The following is a 15,985-nucleotide window of genomic DNA, read 5'->3' as shown; positions in this document are numbered from 1 at the left end:
CCAGTGCCAACGGCAGTTGATGGACCAGTTTCATGCTCGCCGTTCGCCGGATCGCGGTGCGCGGCGAGCGAGCCGTCGCGCAGGACGCATGTCGATGTCGTTCATGGCGGGCGCGATTACAGGCCGCAAGCCGTTCCGCTTCACGAGCTACGGCGACCTCGCCACGCCCAACACGGGCTGGGTGCTGTCGTCGCCGCAAAGCCGCTTCGCCGTCGAAGCCGTCGAGCGCTTCCAGCCGCTCTTTCACCTGCTCAACGGCGATCTCTGCTACGCGAACCTGAACCCCGCGCATCAGACCGAGGTGTGGCGCGACTTCGGCAACAACGCGCAGACGTCGGCCTCGAACCGCCCGTGGATGCCCTGCCCCGGCAACCACGAAATCGAGTTCTACAACGGCGCGCAAGGGCTCGACTCGTACCTCACGCGCTACACGCTGCCCGACAACGGCTCGCGCTTCGCGGGCCGCTGGTATCGCTTTCGCGTGAGCAACGTGCTGTTCATTTCGCTCGACGCCGACGACGTCGTCTATCAGGACGCCGCCGCCTTCGTCGCCGGCCCCGCGCCGCTCGTGCCCGCCGCGAGCACGGGCAACGCGCCTGTCGCGCCCGGCACGTCGTTCTACGTGCGCGGCTACAGCAACGGCGAGCAGACGCGCTGGCTCGAACGCACGCTGAGCGAAGCCGCGCACGACGACGACATCGACTGGATCGTGGTGCAGATGCATCAGGACGCGCTCAGTTCGTCGAAGACGGGCAACGGTTCGGACAAGGGCATCCGCGAGGCCTGGCTGCCGCTGTTCGACCGTTACGGCGTCGATCTCGTGGTGTGCGGCCACGATCACGACTACGAGCGCAGCTATCCCGTGCGCGGCTGCAATCATCATGCGGGCACCGATGCGAAGACGGGCGCGCCCGTCGACACGCTGCAGCCGAAGCCGGTCACGCACGCGCAATCGGCGGCCAACACCTTCGACACGCGTCACGGCACGATCCACCTGATTCTCGGCGGCGGCGGCACCAGCGCGCCGCTCGACGTCTACGGCGTGGATGCGGGCAACGGTCTGCCGCAGGCGCAGATCTTCACGAAGCCCAATCGTCCGGTGGCGGGCGCGACGGCGGGCACCTTCGTGCGCCCCGCCGCCGACGCGGTCGAGGACGCCATCTGGTCCGCGCAGCGCGATACGGGTACCGGTTATGGGATCGCGGTGTTCGACGTCGATCCGGGCGCGCATGGCGGCAAGACCACCATCACGATGAACTACTATCACGCGCCGGGCGCCGACCAGACGCCCACGCCGAACTACGAGCTGTTCGAGACGATCACGCTCGAGAAGTCGCGCGGGTAGTCGCGCGGGTAGTCGTACGCGTTGCTGTACTTCCGCGCCAAAGAAAAAGCGCCGCGATTTGCGGCGCTTTTTTCATTGATGCGCACGGCAAGCGACGCGCGTCGTCACGCCACGCCGGGCGCCGCCGCTTCGTACACGTCGATGCGCCTGGGCACGAGGCCGAGTTCGAGAAAGGTATCGGCGATCTTCTGCTGCTCGCCGAGTATCGCCTTCGTGATCGGCACCGTGCCGAACTGCGTGCGCGCCACGGCCTGCTCGACGATCGGCGCGGGCAGGCCCCAGAGCTTCGCCAATTCCCCCGCGTACTCGCTGCGATGCTGCTTGCCCCAGTCGTCGGCCTTGGCGATTTCGTCGATCAGCGTGCGAATCACGTCGGGATTGCGCTTCGCATAATCGAGCGACGAAAAATAGTAGCCGCGATTGCCGACCACGCCGCTCGCGTCGGCGAGCACACGTGCGCCGAGCGTCGCCTGCGCCGCCGCATAGAACGGGTCCCAGATCACCCAGGCGTCGATCGAGCCGTTCTCGAAGGCCGCGCGCGCGTCGGCGGGCGCGAGAAACACCGGGCGCACGTCGCGGTAATCGAGGCCGTGGTGGCGCAGCAGCTGCACGAGAAAATAGTGCACGTTGCTGCCCTTGTTGAACGCCACGCGCTTGCCCTTGAGATCGGCGACCGTGCGCAGCGTCGAATCGTGCGGCACCAGCACGGCTTCCGATTGCGAGCGCGGCAGCGTCGCGGCCACGTAGGCGAGCGGCGCGCCGGCGGCCTGCGCGAAGATCGGCGGCGCGTCGCCGACGTCGCCGAAATCGATCGAGCCGACGTTGAGCGCTTCGAGCTGCACCGGGCCCGCGTTGAACTCGGTCCACGTGACCGATACGCCGAGCGGCGCGAGCCGCGTTTCGAGCGTGCCGCGGCCCTTCAGGATGCTCAGCGCGCCCTTCTGGTTACCGATGCGCAAGGTGCGCGCCCCGTTCGCCGCGAACGCGCGCGACGGAGCGAGCGTGCCCAGCACCGGCAGCGCCGTCGCGGCGGCGCCGAGCGAAAGTTTGAGGAAATCGCGGCGTGTGCTCATGGGATCGGGCTCGCTTTTCGTATTGGCTGTTATCAACAACCGCATCGGATTGAAAGGTCCGATCGATTCTACGAAGCCGCGCGCCGATTCAGAACGATTGAGTTTTGCGATTCAAATCAGCCACAGGACTTAAGCATCGCGCTTTCTCAACGATTCCTCGCTCCCCGATGAACGTTTCTTCATATTGCTGCATCGGGTTCGATAGGCTGACCTAACTATTCTCTCTCTACCGGGATGCGATTTATCGCATTCGCTTACCGGCCAATCGAATATGTTCTCTGGAGGATAGTCCCATGAAATCGCTCATGATCGTTGCTGCGCTCGCCGGTGCCTTCGTCACCACGTCCGCCTTCGCGCAAACCACCAATCCCGCCGCTTCGCAGACGCAAATGCAAACGCAAACGGCGGCCGCCACGCAAGTCGCCGCGACGAGCACCGCGCCCGTCGCGCAAGCCGGCGGCTGGGTAGCGCCGTATGGTGAACCGGTGCATCAAAAGACCCGCGCCGAGGTGTATCACGAACTCGTGCAAGCCGAGCAGGACGGTCAGCTCGCGTACCTCAATTCGACGCTCTACGCGCATTGAGCCCTTGCTGCGCGGTGTTTTCGCGCACATCGGCACGCAGACAAACGGCACGCGAGGTTCGCGTGCCGTTTCTTTTTGGGGTGCACAGGTGCACGGCGCATCGCGCGCACGTGACCTCAGTTCCCACAGATGGTTACCTTGCGCTTGCGCGGCGCGAAGACGGATGGACGATCAGGCGCGCGCGCCGTTCGCGCCAGGCAGCGTGAGCTGATAGCCGTAACGGCTGATGGTTTCGATGCGCATTTCGATCGCTTCGCGTTCGAGCTTGCGGCGCAAGCGCGAGACGACGAGATTCACGGTCGACGGATCGATATCGTCTTTCTCGGGCCACGCATAGCGGATCATCTGATCGCGCGGCACCGGCATGTTGGCCTGGCGCAGCAGGCATTCGATCAGCAGATATTCGCGCCGCGTGAGTTCGGCGCGGCGCGCGCCTTCGACGATCTCGCGCGTGCTGGCGTCGAGCAGCGGCGTGGCCGCCGCGTTGTCGGCCGCCGGCGAAACGGCGAGCGCAGGCCCGATGCGCAGCAGCGCGAGCATGCGCTCGTGCATTTCGATGAACGAGAACGGATAGCGGAAGCACGCATCGGCGCCCGCGCGCAGCAGTTGCGAGCGGTCGTGCGCGCTCGCCTCGATGCCGAGCACGGCGATGATCGTCGCGCCGTTGGTGACCTTCGCGAGCGAGGGCAGGAGCGCGTGCAATTCGGGCAGCAGCGCGCGTTCGAGCGCGACGGCGATCACCACGTCGAACGGTTCTTCGCCCGCGACGTAGAGACCGTCGCGCAGTTCTTCGGCGCGTTGCAGACTGTGCGCGCTTTCCTGCAGGGCCTTTTGCAGCCACGCGGCTTCGGCGTGGCTCGGCGAAATGAGGAGAATGCGCATGGGTTCTTCTTGAGGGGTGACGACGGTCAGGTGAGCGCGCGCGGCCAGCATTCGACGCTCATGCGCACGCCGGGACCGCCTGGGCGGCGAGGTGCGCCTTGATGTTTGGTGTCGTGCTCGCCTTCGTGCGCTTGCGCGCCGGCATCGGACGCATCAGCTGCATCGATGGCATCGATTGCATCGATGGCATCGTGGGACCTGGCGAACTCGGGCGCGTCGTCGATGCGCAGCGTGAAATCGTGCACGCGCATCACGGCGGCCACCACGCTCAGGCCAAGGCCGGAGCCTGCGATGTGACGCACGGCGTCGCCGCGATAGAAACGTTGCAGCACGGCCGCGCGTTCGGCGGGCGCGATGCCGGGGCCGTTGTCGGCGACTTCGAGCTGCGGACCGAGCGCCGTCGCACGCAGCGTCACGCTGACGACGCCGCCTTCCGGCGCGAACTTGATCGCGTTGTCGATCAGATTGCTGAACGCCTCGAACAGCAGTGCGCGGTCGCCGTGAATTTCGCTCACCGTTTCCGCGCTCACGCGCCATTCGATCTCGCGGCTTTCCGCGAGCGGTTCGTACAGCTCGGCCAGTTCCTGCACGAGCGACTGCAGATCGACGGTCGCGAAACCGCCGCGCCGATGCAGCGTGCCGATCTCGGAGATGCGCAGCATCGCGCGAAAACGTTCGAGCAGCTGGCCGGTTTCGGTGCGCGCGCGCTCGAGCATGTCGGCGCCTTCTTCGTCGGCACGCAGGCTTTCGCGTTCGGCGATGCGCGCGAGCAGCGTATGCAGATGCACGAGCGGCGTGCGCAGATCGTGCGCGATGCCGTCGCACGCGCCTTTCACTTCGCTCATCAGCCGCTCGATTTCATCGAGCATGTGATTGACGAGATGCGCGAGCATGTCGAGTTCGTCGTCGCCGCCCACGGGCAGACGCTGGTCGAGATCGCCGCGCGCGATGCATTGCGTGACGCGGCGGATTTCGCGCACGCGCCGGATCTGGCGCATGCCGAGCACGAGACCGCCCGCAGCCGCGCCGAGCAGCGCGAGCACCGCGCCCACGGCGAGCGTGCGCACCACGAATTCGCGGATCTCCAGCACGTTGGTCATGTCGCGCGCCACCACGAGGCGCATGCCGTTCGGGCGGATCTCGCCCATCGCGCGCACGATCGGCGACTGCTTGCGGTCGCGCAGCTTGAGCGTGTGCCTGAGCGTGCAGCCCACGCGATCGTAGGTGATGTTGGGCGGCACTTCGAGCAGGTCGCCGGCCACATAGCGGCCGTCGGCGGTGAACAGGCCGTAGTAGTTCACGTGCATGCGCTCGTGCTCGAGGCGCTGATAGATCGCGTCGGGCAGTTGCGCGTCGGGAATCGAATCGAAGTAGATGAGCTGCCAGCTCATGATCGAATCGGTGTCGCGTTCGATCGAACTGGTCGCGCTCCACGCGATGAAGCCGACGAGCAGCGTGAGAAACACGCCGAACATCGCGGTGTAGGCGCACAGCCAGCGGAACGTCGTGGTGTGCCAGCGCCGGCGCGGCAAGGCGGGCGCGGCGGCGGGGGAGGGACGGCTGGACACGCGGGATTATCCGAGAATGTAGCCGGAGCCGCGCACGGTCTGGATGAGCGGCGGGACGCCCGGCGGATCGATTTTCTTGCGCAGACGGCCCATGTGGACGTCGATCAGGTTGGTGCCCGGATCGAAGTGATAGCCCCACACGGCCTCGAACAGCATGGTGCGCGTGATGGTCTTGCCCGCGTGGCGCATCATGAATTCGAGCACGCGGTATTCGGTGGGCAGCAGCGCGACTTCTTCGCCGTCGCGGCGCACCTTGCGCGAGATGAGGTCGAGTTCGAGCGGCCCGACGTGCAGCGCGGTTTCGCGCGCGACCGTCGCGGCCTGACGGCGGCGCAGCAGCACTTCGAGCCGCGCCGTCAGTTCCTCGGGATCGAAGGGCTTGGTCAGATAGTCGTCGCCGCCCGCACGCAGGCCGCGCACGCGTTCGTCCACGTCGCCGAGCGCGCTGAGCATCAGCACCGGCGTCTGGATGCCGACCGTGCGCATCGCCGTGAGAATCGACAGGCCGTCGACGCCCGGCAGCATCCGGTCGAGCGTGATGGCGTCGTATTCGTCGCTCATCGCGCGCGCCATGCCGTCGCGGCCGTTGTCGACCCAATCGACGGCAAAACCGCGCTGTGTCAGTTCACTGACGATTTCGTTGGCTGTGACGGCATCGTCTTCCACCGTCAATACACGCACCTGGCTCATGTCCTCGCACTCCGCCGCGCGCCCTCGCGCAGCCTCTCTCGAAATGCAAGTTTACCGTCGTGAGGCCGCCGTGCCGCGTTGGCTTTCATTAAATTAAATTTAAGTTTGCAAACAGCGAAACAGTGGCGGCGGCGGGCGGGCAGGCCGCCACCGGCTTGCAATGGGCTTACGGCCGAGCGGCCTGGGTCGGCGCGGGCGCGCCGCGCAGATCGAGCTGATAACCGAAGCGGTTGATCGTCTCGATCTGCGTGCGCGCGCCGTGCGTGATGAGCTTGCGGCGCAGCCGCGAGACCACCAGGTTGACGCTCGACGGCTCGACGTCGCCTTTTTCCGGCCACGCATAGCGGATCAGCTGTTCGCGCGCGACCGGCGCGTTGGCGTGCCGCAGCAGGCATTCCACGAGCAGATATTCGCGCGTGGTCAGCGAGATGCGGCGCTCGTCCTCGACCAGATCGCGCGTGAGCGGATCGAGCCGCGCCGCGCACGGACCGGACTGCGCAAGCGCGGTGCGGCGCAGCGCGAGCATGCGCTCCTGGATTTCGAGGATCGACCAGGGCTGCACGAAACAGGCGTCGGCGCCCGCGCGCAGCAGACGCGCGCAATCGGCGGGCGTGCCGCGCGTGAGCGCGATGACGACGGCAGGCGCGTCGGGCAGGCGCGTGAACGAGGCGAGCGCGTCGTGCAGGTCCTCGGGCGTGTTGACGCTGGCCGCGCACAGGATCACCGTGTCGAACGGCTCGTGCGAGGCGAGGTAGACGGCGTAGTAGAGGTTGTCGGCAACCTCGACGCTATTGAGGCTTTCGCTCAGCGCCTTGTATAGATAGCCCCGCTCCGCGTCGGAGGAGGAGCACAGCAGAACTCTCATTGATAACGCGTCTTGGGCCAGGAGTGGAAGGGCCAGCAGTCGATGGCGACCGTGGTGCCCGTGGAGATGGCTGCTGTCGTGGGCGCGTCGGCGAGCGTGGCTGCGCCGGCCGGCGGCGCGGTGTTCGTCGCGTTCATCGTGCTCGTTGCGTTCATCGTGCTTGCGGCGAGCGTCTGCGGATCGGCATCGCCGATCGACAGGCGGAAGTCATGCAGACGCAGCACGGCGGCCACGATGCCGAGCCCGAGTCCGGTGCCCGGCACGTGGCGCGCGGCTTCGCTGCGGTAGTAGCGGCCGAGCACGGCGTCGCGTTCTTCGGGAGCGATGCCGGGGCCGTTGTCGGTGACGCTGAAGCGCGGCCCGGCGTCGCTCGCGCGCAGCGTCACGCTGACGAAGCCGCCGCGCGGCGCGAACTTGATCGCGTTGTCGAGCAGATTGCTGAAGGCTTCGAAAAGCAGCGCGCGGTCGGCGTGGATCGGCGCGACCTCGGCCACGGCGATGCGCAGCTCGACGTCTTTCTCCTCGGCGAGCGGCGCGTAGAGATCGCAGAGTTCGTCGACGAGCGCGGGCAGCGCCACCTGCGCGAAGCCGCTGCGCCGCTTGATCGCGCCGATCTCCGAAATGCGCAGCAGCGCCGCGAAGCGCTCGAGCACCGTGTCGGCCTCGTTGCGTGCGTCGACGAGTACATTCGCGATGGCCGGTTCGCCGCGGCGCTGCATCGAGTCGGCCGCGTGCGACAGGCGCAGCCGCAGCCGCGTGAGCGGCGTGCGCAGGTCGTGCGCGATGCCGTCGCAGGCGCTCTTCACTTCGGCCATCAGGCGTTCGACTTCGTCGAGCATGCGGTTGACGAGGTCGGCCAGCATGTCGAGTTCGTCGCGGCCCGCGACGGGCAGACGCTCGCCCAGTTCGCCGCCCGCGATGCGTCCGGTCGCGCGCCGGATCTCGGCGACGCGCCGGATCTGCCGCATGCTCAGCAGCAGGCCCGCGCAGAGGCTGCCGCACAGGCACAGCAGGCCGCCGCCGAACAGCGCCTTGAGCAGTTCGTCGTGGACGTGGTGGACATCGGTCAGCGAGCGCGCCACGACGATGCGTGCGCCGTCCGCCCGCACTTCGCCCATCGCGCGCAGGGCGGGGACGGCCGTGCCGGTATCGAGGCGCACGGTCTGGCCGCTCGCGTGTTCGTGCGAACGGCCCCAGGGATCGAGCGTCAGTCCGGCGGGCAGGCTGTGGATGTCGCCGGCGAGCCAGCGGCCGTCGGGCGCGAACAGGCCATAGAAGTTCTCGCGACGATTTTCGCGATGCAGGCGCGTGTCGATGGCGGCGGCGAGCGCATCGTCGCCGCGCGAATCGAAATAGCGCAGTTGCCAGCGCAGGCCGCTGTCGGTCTCGCGGATCATCGCGCGCGTGACCGAGAACTCGATGAAGCCGAGCAGCACCATGAACGACACCGAGAAGATCGCGGCGTAGGCGGCGAACCAGCGGAAGGTGGTGGTCTGCCAGCGATCGTGGCCGATGGCCGCCGGGGCCGCGCCCGTGCGCGGCGCCTCCGGCACGAACGCGCCCGAGCGGCCGGCGACCCAGCCGGGGAGATTCATCGCGCGCCTCGCGCCGGCGCGTGCAACGCCGCACCGCGTGCGAAGCCTGCGGCGCGTTCGGTGCTTTCTGCATATCCGGCACGCGATCGCGGCGTGAATGCGCTGACTGACATGATGACCTCCCCGATGGCTGACTCCGCCGACGACAATCGATCGTCGCGCGACTGTCCGATCAGGACGGTTGCGCGCGTGCCCGGTCATGATAGTGGGGGCCTCACCGCGCAACGGCATCAAGACCATGAAGAGCGAGTCATGTTCTTACCGGCGGTTGACGCGTACCTGTCAGTTTGTCAATGCGGGGGAACGCGAGGCGAAGTTGGATGCGGGGACATCGATTGACGAACGGGGCTGCGTCGGCGGTTTTCGTCGACGTTCGGCTCGCGCGCGTCGATGAACGTTGTTTCATCCTGCTGAGCGGATTGCGAAGTGAGCGGCTGCTTATTCTGGATTGCGCATGGGTGTCTGGGGGATGGGGATCGGGCGTCGTGAGGTTGTGTATCCGGCTCGCCCTCGTCGACGAACCGGATGCCGATGTGTTCGTTCCGTCCGTTCACATTCAAAGGAGACAGCCGTGAAGCATCTGCTCAGGTTCGCGTTACTTCCACTCATCGGGGCGGCGAGTGCGAGCGCCTTCGCCGCCCCGCATCTCACGCCCAGGGAATGCCATGGCTATCCGTTCGTGCGGCCCGCGCACGAGGTCACGCATGCTCAGTTGATGCAGGAGCTGCACGATCTGTCGCTGGTCGGTTACGACGAGCACGCCGTGGACAACGATTACCCATCCGATCTGCAAGCGGCCGAGCAACGGCTCGGCGAGCTTTATCGGCAGGATTGCGGCGCGCGTCATACCGCGTCGACCGCGCAACCGACTCGCTCCGCTCAAGCCGATTGATTGATAGGCATCGGCGACGGCGCGGTCGTCAGTCAGGTCACCGCGCCGGATGTTGCAGTGCACCTTCAAGGTGGCCACCGGTCCGCAGTGAGGTCGCGGTGCGCTTTTCTTCTCCTCCTCAGATCGCTCCTCGTCTATTTCGATCCCATATTCGGGTACCTCGATCGGGTAACCGGATATGGGAACCGGCTACCTTTCCAGAACCGGCTGAGCATCAAGCGTCGATCGGATCAGCAAAGCGGGACCGCAGACGCTCCCATAGCGGGTTACCTCGTTCACCGTTTTTCTCCCATATCTGGCAACCAAACTGGGTGCCATCCTTATTAATCAATAACTTAGTGCGTATACTGAAAGTGGTTAACGAGGTAAACACGCCAAGGTAACGAAATGTGGGAGCCTTTCAGCGGTTCGATCCCAGCAAGGTCACCAACTATGGGGCCACGGAAGTTGGTGATCACTTACATCTGTAAAGGGTCCCGGTTTTGGGAGACGTCTTTCTTATCGGACACGGGTTTTAGTGTTTACCAAATACGCTTTAGAACCTTTAGTAAACCTTTAGGCGGCTGGAATCCTTGCCTGGCGTGGGTTTGCGGCCGAAAAGGTGTCGCACTATGGGGACTGCGGTACCGGCTATGGGGACTCGGGGTTGTGGATATGGGATTTCGGTGCCCGCGCATGGGGATTTGAGGGTGTGGATATGGGAACAAGGTCGCCCGGTATGGGAAAAATGCCCGGAAAGTCCTGAAGTCACCGTCTATGGGAAGCCTCGAAGGTCGCGTCTTATGGGACTTTCTGGCCGTGTTGAACTCGATTTCAGGCACTGAATCGCCCGATTGGGTCACGTGTTATGGGAGATTTTCAAGGTAACGCGTTATGGTGGGCTTCGAATGATCTGCGGACAGGTAGCCAGGAACACTTTCCCCGGGAACTCCAGCTGACGCGACCTGGCGGACGGAGCTCTGTCACGGGTATCCAGTTATGGGATCGATTGAAGGTAGCCAGTTGTGGTGGATCTAACGGCATCGACGTGCTGGAAACGGCCAGCCGCGGGGTGTTTCAGGTCGCCATTTATGGGGAGAGGCAAAGGTTACCGCCAATGGGACGTTTCTTCAGCGCGAGGTCCGACAACAGTCCGCTACGCCTGAATGGTCAAAATCCCATAGCCGTGCACCTGTGGGTAACTTTATTTCGATAGTAAGTACTCACATTCCTGCCAAAGGTTGTCGGATATGGGACGGAAAACGAGCGCTTGAGCCCAAAAGGTAACCGGATTTGGGATCGTTTCATCGCGCGTTGACGTACTTGGAACCTGGGTGCACGGCCTTCCCCACCGGGTCGAGGACGGTGTCTGTCAACCTTTCCGACACACGATGTCGTGCTCTTGCACAGACGCGACGGCGGCCTTGAGTCACCTGGTCGGTTGGTATACAGTTACCAACCGACCAGGTTCCCTTTTTACGTGGGTCATATGGCAAGAAAAAAGGCCGACGCCGGCGATGCCGACAAGCAAGGCGCACTCGTATTTCAAGGCCAGCCGCCTGATCTTTTCCGCAAAGCGGTCCCCGCGATTCACATCGCACCGAAGTCCGGATCGATCAGTCTCCAGCAGCGCAAGATGTTCAGCTCGCTGATCAAGAACGCGATCCGACAGGACTCCCTCGAGCCCGGCCGCTCCTCGTTCGAGATCACGATTTCCGCCCTCTCGCAGGACGTCGATCTGAACAGCAACAACACCGAATACGTCAAGGAAACGATCAACTCGCTGATCAGCACGGTCGTCAACTGGGACTACCTCACGCAGGACAAACGCAGCATCTGGAAGGCGTCCGGTCTGCTCGCGGGCGCCGAACTCGAACGTTCGGTGCTGCGCTATACGTTCTCGGAACAGATTCGAGGCGAACTGCTGAATCCCGAAATCTACGCGATGATCGACATGCGGATCACGCGTCAATTCAGGAAAGCGCATTCGCTGGCGCTCTGGGAAAACGTCGTGCGATACGAAGCGGTGGGCGTGACTGCGCGCTTTCCGCTCGCGACCCTGCGTGATCTGATTCTCGGCCAGGATACGTCGGCGCAATCGTACAAGCTCTACAAGCAGTTCAAGAGCCGCGTGCTGGTGCCGTGCATCAAGGAAGTCAACGAGATCTCGGACCACAACTTCGAGCTGATCGAGCACAAGGTGGGGCGCTCCGTCGTCGCGCTGCAGTTTCGCGTGACGCGCAAGCCGGAGACCGATCCGTCGCAAGAGCTGCGTGCCAATGAGACGCTGCTGATCGGCGAGATGTCGAAGTTCAGTATTCCGGTCTCGGAAGCGCGCCGTCTGTTCAAGCAGTACGGCGAGGAAAAGATCCGGACCGCCGTGGCCTACACGGCAGCGCGCGTGGCGCAGAAAAATGCCGCGCCGCTCGCCAATGTTGCTGCCTACTTCCGCAAGGCGTTGATGCAAGGCTACGAGTTGCCGGGTGCGAATGCCGCTGCCGGTGCTGCGCCGGATGCTGGCAAGGCGCGCGAAAGCCAGGATCAGGTGAAGGATCGCTATATTGCCGCGAAGATCAACGAGGCGCGTTCGTATTTCAACGAGCTCGAATACGACGACCAGACGGCGCTGATCAAGCGCTACAACGAGACGGTCGGAATGGACAAGCTCAAGGTCTCGACGTCGAAGGTGCCGAGCAAGATGGCGTCGACGAACTTTTTCCGTTGGGTCGTGCTGGACACCTGGGGTCAGCCGACGGCGACCGATCTGCTCGAATTCCTGCTCAGCGGACAACAAGGTTCGGGCGCAGGCGATGCGCAAGCGATGGGCGATATCGAACTCGCGCTGAAGACGCGCGAAGAATGATAGTGAGTCGGGGCGGTGGCTTTGCCCCGGCGCATGCGAGAGCCGTCGTGGTCCTCTGACCCGCAAGAAAATCTGGCGAAATTTACCCAATAAAAATACATAGGTAAATTTCGCGTTCCCTTTTTTCTCTGATTTCCTGATAGTTCGGATGTTTCTTGGGCGGTTGGCTCGGGCTGAGCATGGGCTTTGGCGCTTGCTTTGTCGTGTCGTCTAGGTTCCTGGCGAGTGGCGGTTTTAGTCTCCACGTGGAGATTGATTGCGTGTGGTGGACAGTGGTCCTACGGCATTGCTCCGTGCAGTTTGTCTTTGAGTAAGCGCGTCTGTTTTAGTCGCGAAATCCTAGGTGGCGCTCACACTGTCGTGGGGCGAAATTCTCCACGTGGAGAGTCACGTACTACGTCCGAGTGTATCGAACCATGCGATCATTTTCTTTGGCTTGATCCGCAGGATGATGCTCCGGCGATGGCCGGGCATGAAACGGATACGATGTCTTGATTGGCGCAAGTAGTCATTAGGCTGGCACGATCTGATCTCCACGTGGAGAAAAGCATTCAATGCAATTGCGTTGGCCGATTGATGTCGCTCGAGACTCTCAACGAGCACATGTGCTATAGACACGGCTAGACGACTGAAAGATTCTGCGCCCCTGTTCACTTTGATCCAAAATCTATTGCGAACGAAGGGCGCTCTCCACGTGGAGATTGCTATCCGTTCCACGCGCGTGCTGTGTTGGTTTCACGACTCCAAAGTGTTCGTTCAATCTACTCTGTTTCTCAATCCCTCATAACACCGGCAATCCTGAGCAGTTACCGACAGTTAACTCTCGGCCCCGATCCTTCCATTACCACGAGTGCCCCCGCACCTTATCTCCACGTGGAGATCCAATCCAAAGCCTTCGCATCCCCAAACTCTCTCTCAAGCACCGCATCGCCCGCGAAAAGACAGCCAAACCACGTGACTCCCTTATCCAAATGGCCATTTTGGTGGTGAACAGACAACGATTTCCGCCTGGAAGCTAGAATTTACTTTAACTTGCCGTTAGACTCCCAAAAGACTTGCTGGAGAGTCTCCACGTGGAGATTGCGCGTGGTTGCACTCCTCCGTTGAACTTTGCATGGAGAACCGAATGGGCCTGGTCATCGCCGTAGCGAACCAAAAGGGTGGGGTCGGCAAAACCACTACCAGCATGAATCTGGCTGGTGCATTTCAAGCCGAGGGCTACAAAGTCTATGTCGCCGACGCCGACGGTCAGCAATCGTGCATGAGTTGGTGCGCGGCTGCGGGTCCGGAAACCCCGCTGCCATTCCGCGTCGGCAGTATCAATAAGCTGGAAAAGATGATCGGGCCTGAAATCGCTGCGTTGGCGAACGACTACGACGTCGTTATCGTCGACTGTCCGCCGAACATCAACGATCTCACTACCGCTCGTGTCCTTGCTGTTGCCGATGCCACCGTCATCCCGACTGACGCTTCCCCGATCGACATCTGGAGTAGCGAAGGGATGATGGAGCTCGTCGAGCGTACGCGCGTCGCGAATCCGGCCGGAAAATTCGCAATTTTGCTGAATAAATCGAATTCGAAGACGCTCCTGCATACGCAGATGAGCGCGATCCTCGCCGAGAGCAACGTCCGCGTGCTCGCTGCCACGGTCAAGCAACGTGAGCTGTATCGTCAGGCCGCGGCGCTCGGGCGCACAGTTTTCGACGTGCGGGGCGTCCGCGGGACGAAGATCGCCAAGGACGAGATCACGGCCGTCTACAACGAAATCATCGCGCTCGTTCAGGAAGAGGAGGTGGTCGATGGCAACTAAGCTCAATTTCACGAGCAAGGTTCGCGCGGGCATGGCGGTCGAGCGCGCGTCGGCGGGCGAGCGTCTGGCCGATGGCGACGTCGTCGGTATCGCGCAGCGCGACGCGGGCGCGGCGCCGGTCGAGCAGGTAGCACCGACGACCGCACCGCAAGTCGTGTCGCAACCGGAGATCGCCGCAGTCGTCGAGACGGTGGCAACCCATGCCGTGACGCGCATCTCCGTCGATGACGTCGTGTCGAATCCGTACAATCCGCGCGCGTTCTATAGCGCGGAGACGATCGACGAACTCGCGGAGAGCTTCGCCAGCCAAGGTCAGATCACGCCGATTCTGGTCACGCGCCTGCCGCAGTTTCCCGGCAAATATGTGATCGTCGACGGCGAACGCCGGATTCGCGCGGCCCGTTCGCGCGGCGACAAGCTCATCGACGCCGATGTGCGCGACGGCCTCGACAACCAGAATCTCTATCTGCGCGCCTATCACGCGAACAAGGAGCGCGAAGAGCAGACCGTTTTCGACGACGCGCTGGCGTGGAAAAAGCTCCTCGACGACGGCGTGTATGTCGATCAAACTGAACTGGGCATTGCGGTGGGCGAAGACCCGAAGCACATCAGCAAGGTCATTTCGCTGACGTCGCTGCCGTCGTATCTGCTTCAGCGCATGGCGCAGAATCGTCAGGACATCGGCCTCGGGCACGCCTACAACATCAAGCTGATTTTCGATCGCGCGGGTGCGAGCGTTGCCGAGCATTGGCTCGAGCAGGTGATCGAGGGGAAGGCGAGCGTGCGCAAGCTGGAAGCCGCGGCGTCGGCCGAGGCGGGTGCACGGCGCGTAGGTCCGCGTCGAACGCATTATCAATCGCGCGTTCAGTTCAGCCGTCCGGATGGCGTAGCGCTCGGCGAACTGAAGCTGTTCGGCGACGGTCGTGCGGAGTTGAACCTCAAGGGTATCGCCGCAGCCGATCAGCAGCGCCTGGCCGAACGGATGAAGGCGGTCATCGACGAATGGGCGTCGGAAATGGAGCCTGTCGCCGCCGGTTGAGCGCGCGTCTGGCGAAAATCTCGCGCTCCACGCACCACAAAGAGGGCAGGGCCGTCAGGCGCCTGCCTTCGTGCATTTCGGGACCGTTTGAGCCGGTTTGAGCCCATCCGCCCCGGTTTTCCGCGCTTTGGAGCCGCGAGGGTCGAAACCGTGAAACACAGGCGGATCATTTTTGAATCGCCGAAAGCCTCGTCAAATCAAGAGGATATGAGACAATTCCTAGAATGTTTCACGCTCAGACGCGTTTCGTTGAGGGTCAAAGTGGCATTATCCTCACCTGCCGACGCTACCGGGCATCCGCAGCATAAAAATGTATTGATATGAATGTATTTCGTAGTTATCTGAACATCTCTGCTCAAATCGCTGTAGATTGACAATTATCGCTGCCTACGCCATGCTTGTAGGAATGAACCGTCGCCAAAGCCCGATTTCGCTGATTATTCGCACCATTCCTCGAATGGTGGGTTAGCGTACGACTGGCAAAAACGACAACGACCCGCCCCACGAGGCGGGTTTTTTATTTCCGCCTCCTGGCTAAACAAGTATCACAAGAGACAGCACAGGAGCCGTCATGCAGGCGAATTCGCGCCAAACCGCAGTCCAAGCCGACGCACACCACCCGCAGCAGACCGATTACCTTCGTTTGATCCTCACCGCGCGTGTCTACGATGCGGCCCGCGAAACCGAGCTCGAACCCGCGCCGAATCTCTCGGCACGCATCGGCAACACGGTGCTGCTCAAGCGTGAGGACAACCAGCCGGTCTTCTCGTTCAAGCTGCGCGGCGCGTACAACAAGATGG

Annotated in this window: 13 protein-coding genes; 7 read left to right on the top strand and 6 right to left on the bottom strand. The window is 63.1% G+C overall.

What is annotated here, in order from left to right; all coding sequences use genetic code 11:
* Positions 1-1,345: metallophosphoesterase (locus tag G3N97_RS27450; RefSeq protein ID WP_205996160.1), on the top strand; the 1,345-nt coding region annotated here is incomplete at its 5' end.
* A 104-nt stretch (positions 1,346-1,449) separates the two neighbouring features.
* Here G3N97_RS27450 and G3N97_RS27445 read toward each other — a convergent pair.
* Positions 1,450-2,418, bottom strand: coding sequence for a sulfonate ABC transporter substrate-binding protein (locus G3N97_RS27445; protein ID WP_205996159.1), 969 nt, complete (start codon positions 2,416-2,418; stop codon positions 1,450-1,452).
* 293 nt (positions 2,419-2,711) lie between these two features.
* Between G3N97_RS27445 and G3N97_RS27440 the strand changes: the two genes are divergently transcribed.
* A complete protein-coding gene (locus G3N97_RS27440; protein WP_205996158.1) occupies positions 2,712-3,002 on the top strand; it encodes a DUF4148 domain-containing protein in 291 nt (96 codons plus the stop codon).
* 171 nt (positions 3,003-3,173) lie between these two features.
* Here G3N97_RS27440 and G3N97_RS27435 read toward each other — a convergent pair whose 3' ends face one another.
* From G3N97_RS27435 to G3N97_RS27415, 5 genes are all read right to left on the bottom strand, one after another.
* Entirely contained in the window at positions 3,174-3,884 is a 711-nt protein-coding gene (locus G3N97_RS27435; RefSeq protein WP_065059898.1) for a response regulator transcription factor, read from the bottom strand.
* A 26-nt stretch (positions 3,885-3,910) separates the two neighbouring features.
* Positions 3,911-5,359, bottom strand: coding sequence for a HAMP domain-containing sensor histidine kinase (locus G3N97_RS27430; RefSeq protein WP_205996162.1), 1,449 nt, complete (start codon positions 5,357-5,359; stop codon positions 3,911-3,913).
* Between the two features lie 99 nt (positions 5,360-5,458).
* Complete coding sequence (locus tag G3N97_RS27425; protein WP_065059912.1) at positions 5,459-6,133, bottom strand: response regulator transcription factor; 675 nt, start codon at positions 6,131-6,133, stop codon at positions 5,459-5,461.
* Positions 6,134-6,308: 175 nt separating this feature from the next.
* Complete coding sequence (locus G3N97_RS27420; protein ID WP_205996157.1) at positions 6,309-7,007, bottom strand: response regulator transcription factor; 699 nt, start codon at positions 7,005-7,007, stop codon at positions 6,309-6,311.
* Entirely contained in the window at positions 7,004-8,602 is a 1,599-nt protein-coding gene (locus G3N97_RS27415) for a HAMP domain-containing sensor histidine kinase (RefSeq protein WP_205996156.1), read from the bottom strand. The genes G3N97_RS27420 and G3N97_RS27415 overlap by 4 nt, the downstream gene beginning before the upstream one ends.
* 571 nt (positions 8,603-9,173) lie before the next feature.
* Between G3N97_RS27415 and G3N97_RS27410 the strand changes: the two genes are divergently transcribed.
* From G3N97_RS27410 to G3N97_RS27390, 5 genes are all read left to right on the top strand, one after another.
* Complete coding sequence (locus G3N97_RS27410; protein ID WP_346778127.1) at positions 9,174-9,494, top strand: DUF4148 domain-containing protein; 321 nt, start codon at positions 9,174-9,176, stop codon at positions 9,492-9,494.
* 1,468 nt (positions 9,495-10,962) lie between these two features.
* The gene (locus tag G3N97_RS27405) at positions 10,963-12,336 is read left to right on the top strand and encodes a replication initiation protein (RefSeq protein WP_205996155.1); all 1,374 of its coding nucleotides are present in this window, start codon (positions 10,963-10,965) and stop codon (positions 12,334-12,336) included.
* Positions 12,337-13,462: 1,126 nt separating this feature from the next.
* Positions 13,463-14,146 (top strand): ParA family partition ATPase, encoded by a 684-nt coding sequence (parA, locus tag G3N97_RS27400; protein ID WP_065059904.1) that lies wholly within the window; start codon positions 13,463-13,465, stop codon positions 14,144-14,146.
* The gene (locus tag G3N97_RS27395) at positions 14,136-15,185 is read left to right on the top strand and encodes a ParB/RepB/Spo0J family partition protein (RefSeq protein ID WP_205996154.1); all 1,050 of its coding nucleotides are present in this window, start codon (positions 14,136-14,138) and stop codon (positions 15,183-15,185) included. Before parA ends, G3N97_RS27395 begins: the two co-directional genes overlap by 11 nt.
* Before the next feature lie 571 nt (positions 15,186-15,756).
* On the top strand, positions 15,757-15,985 hold a 229-nt coding region (locus tag G3N97_RS27390; RefSeq protein ID WP_205996153.1), incomplete at its 3' end, for a pyridoxal-phosphate dependent enzyme.

Origin of the sequence: Paraburkholderia sp. Ac-20347 (assembly GCF_017104805.1) — a bacterium.
Classification (GTDB): Bacteria; Pseudomonadota; Gammaproteobacteria; order Burkholderiales; family Burkholderiaceae; genus Paraburkholderia; species Paraburkholderia tropica.
This window is presented reverse-complemented; position numbering and strand designations above follow the sequence as displayed.

What these genes read in the sequence shown, in the direction of transcription:
- G3N97_RS27430 (WP_205996162.1), bottom strand. Translation starts at nt 5,359, where the DNA reads ATGTTCGGCGTGTTTCTCACGCTGCTCGTCGGCTTCATCGCGTGGAGC.
- G3N97_RS27440 (WP_205996158.1), top strand. Translation starts at nt 2,712, where the DNA reads ATGAAATCGCTCATGATCGTTGCTGCGCTCGCCGGTGCCTTCGTCACC.
- G3N97_RS27445 (WP_205996159.1), bottom strand. Translation starts at nt 2,418, where the DNA reads ATGAGCACACGCCGCGATTTCCTCAAACTTTCGCTCGGCGCCGCCGCG.
- parA (WP_065059904.1), top strand. Translation starts at nt 13,463, where the DNA reads ATGGGCCTGGTCATCGCCGTAGCGAACCAAAAGGGTGGGGTCGGCAAA.
- G3N97_RS27420 (WP_205996157.1), bottom strand. Translation starts at nt 7,007, where the DNA reads ATGAGAGTTCTGCTGTGCTCCTCCTCCGACGCGGAGCGGGGCTATCTA.
- G3N97_RS27415 (WP_205996156.1), bottom strand. Translation starts at nt 8,602, where the DNA reads ATGAATCTCCCCGGCTGGGTCGCCGGCCGCTCGGGCGCGTTCGTGCCG.
- G3N97_RS27395 (WP_205996154.1), top strand. Translation starts at nt 14,136, where the DNA reads ATGGCAACTAAGCTCAATTTCACGAGCAAGGTTCGCGCGGGCATGGCG.
- G3N97_RS27405 (WP_205996155.1), top strand. Translation starts at nt 10,963, where the DNA reads ATGGCAAGAAAAAAGGCCGACGCCGGCGATGCCGACAAGCAAGGCGCA.
- G3N97_RS27435 (WP_065059898.1), bottom strand. Translation starts at nt 3,884, where the DNA reads ATGCGCATTCTCCTCATTTCGCCGAGCCACGCCGAAGCCGCGTGGCTG.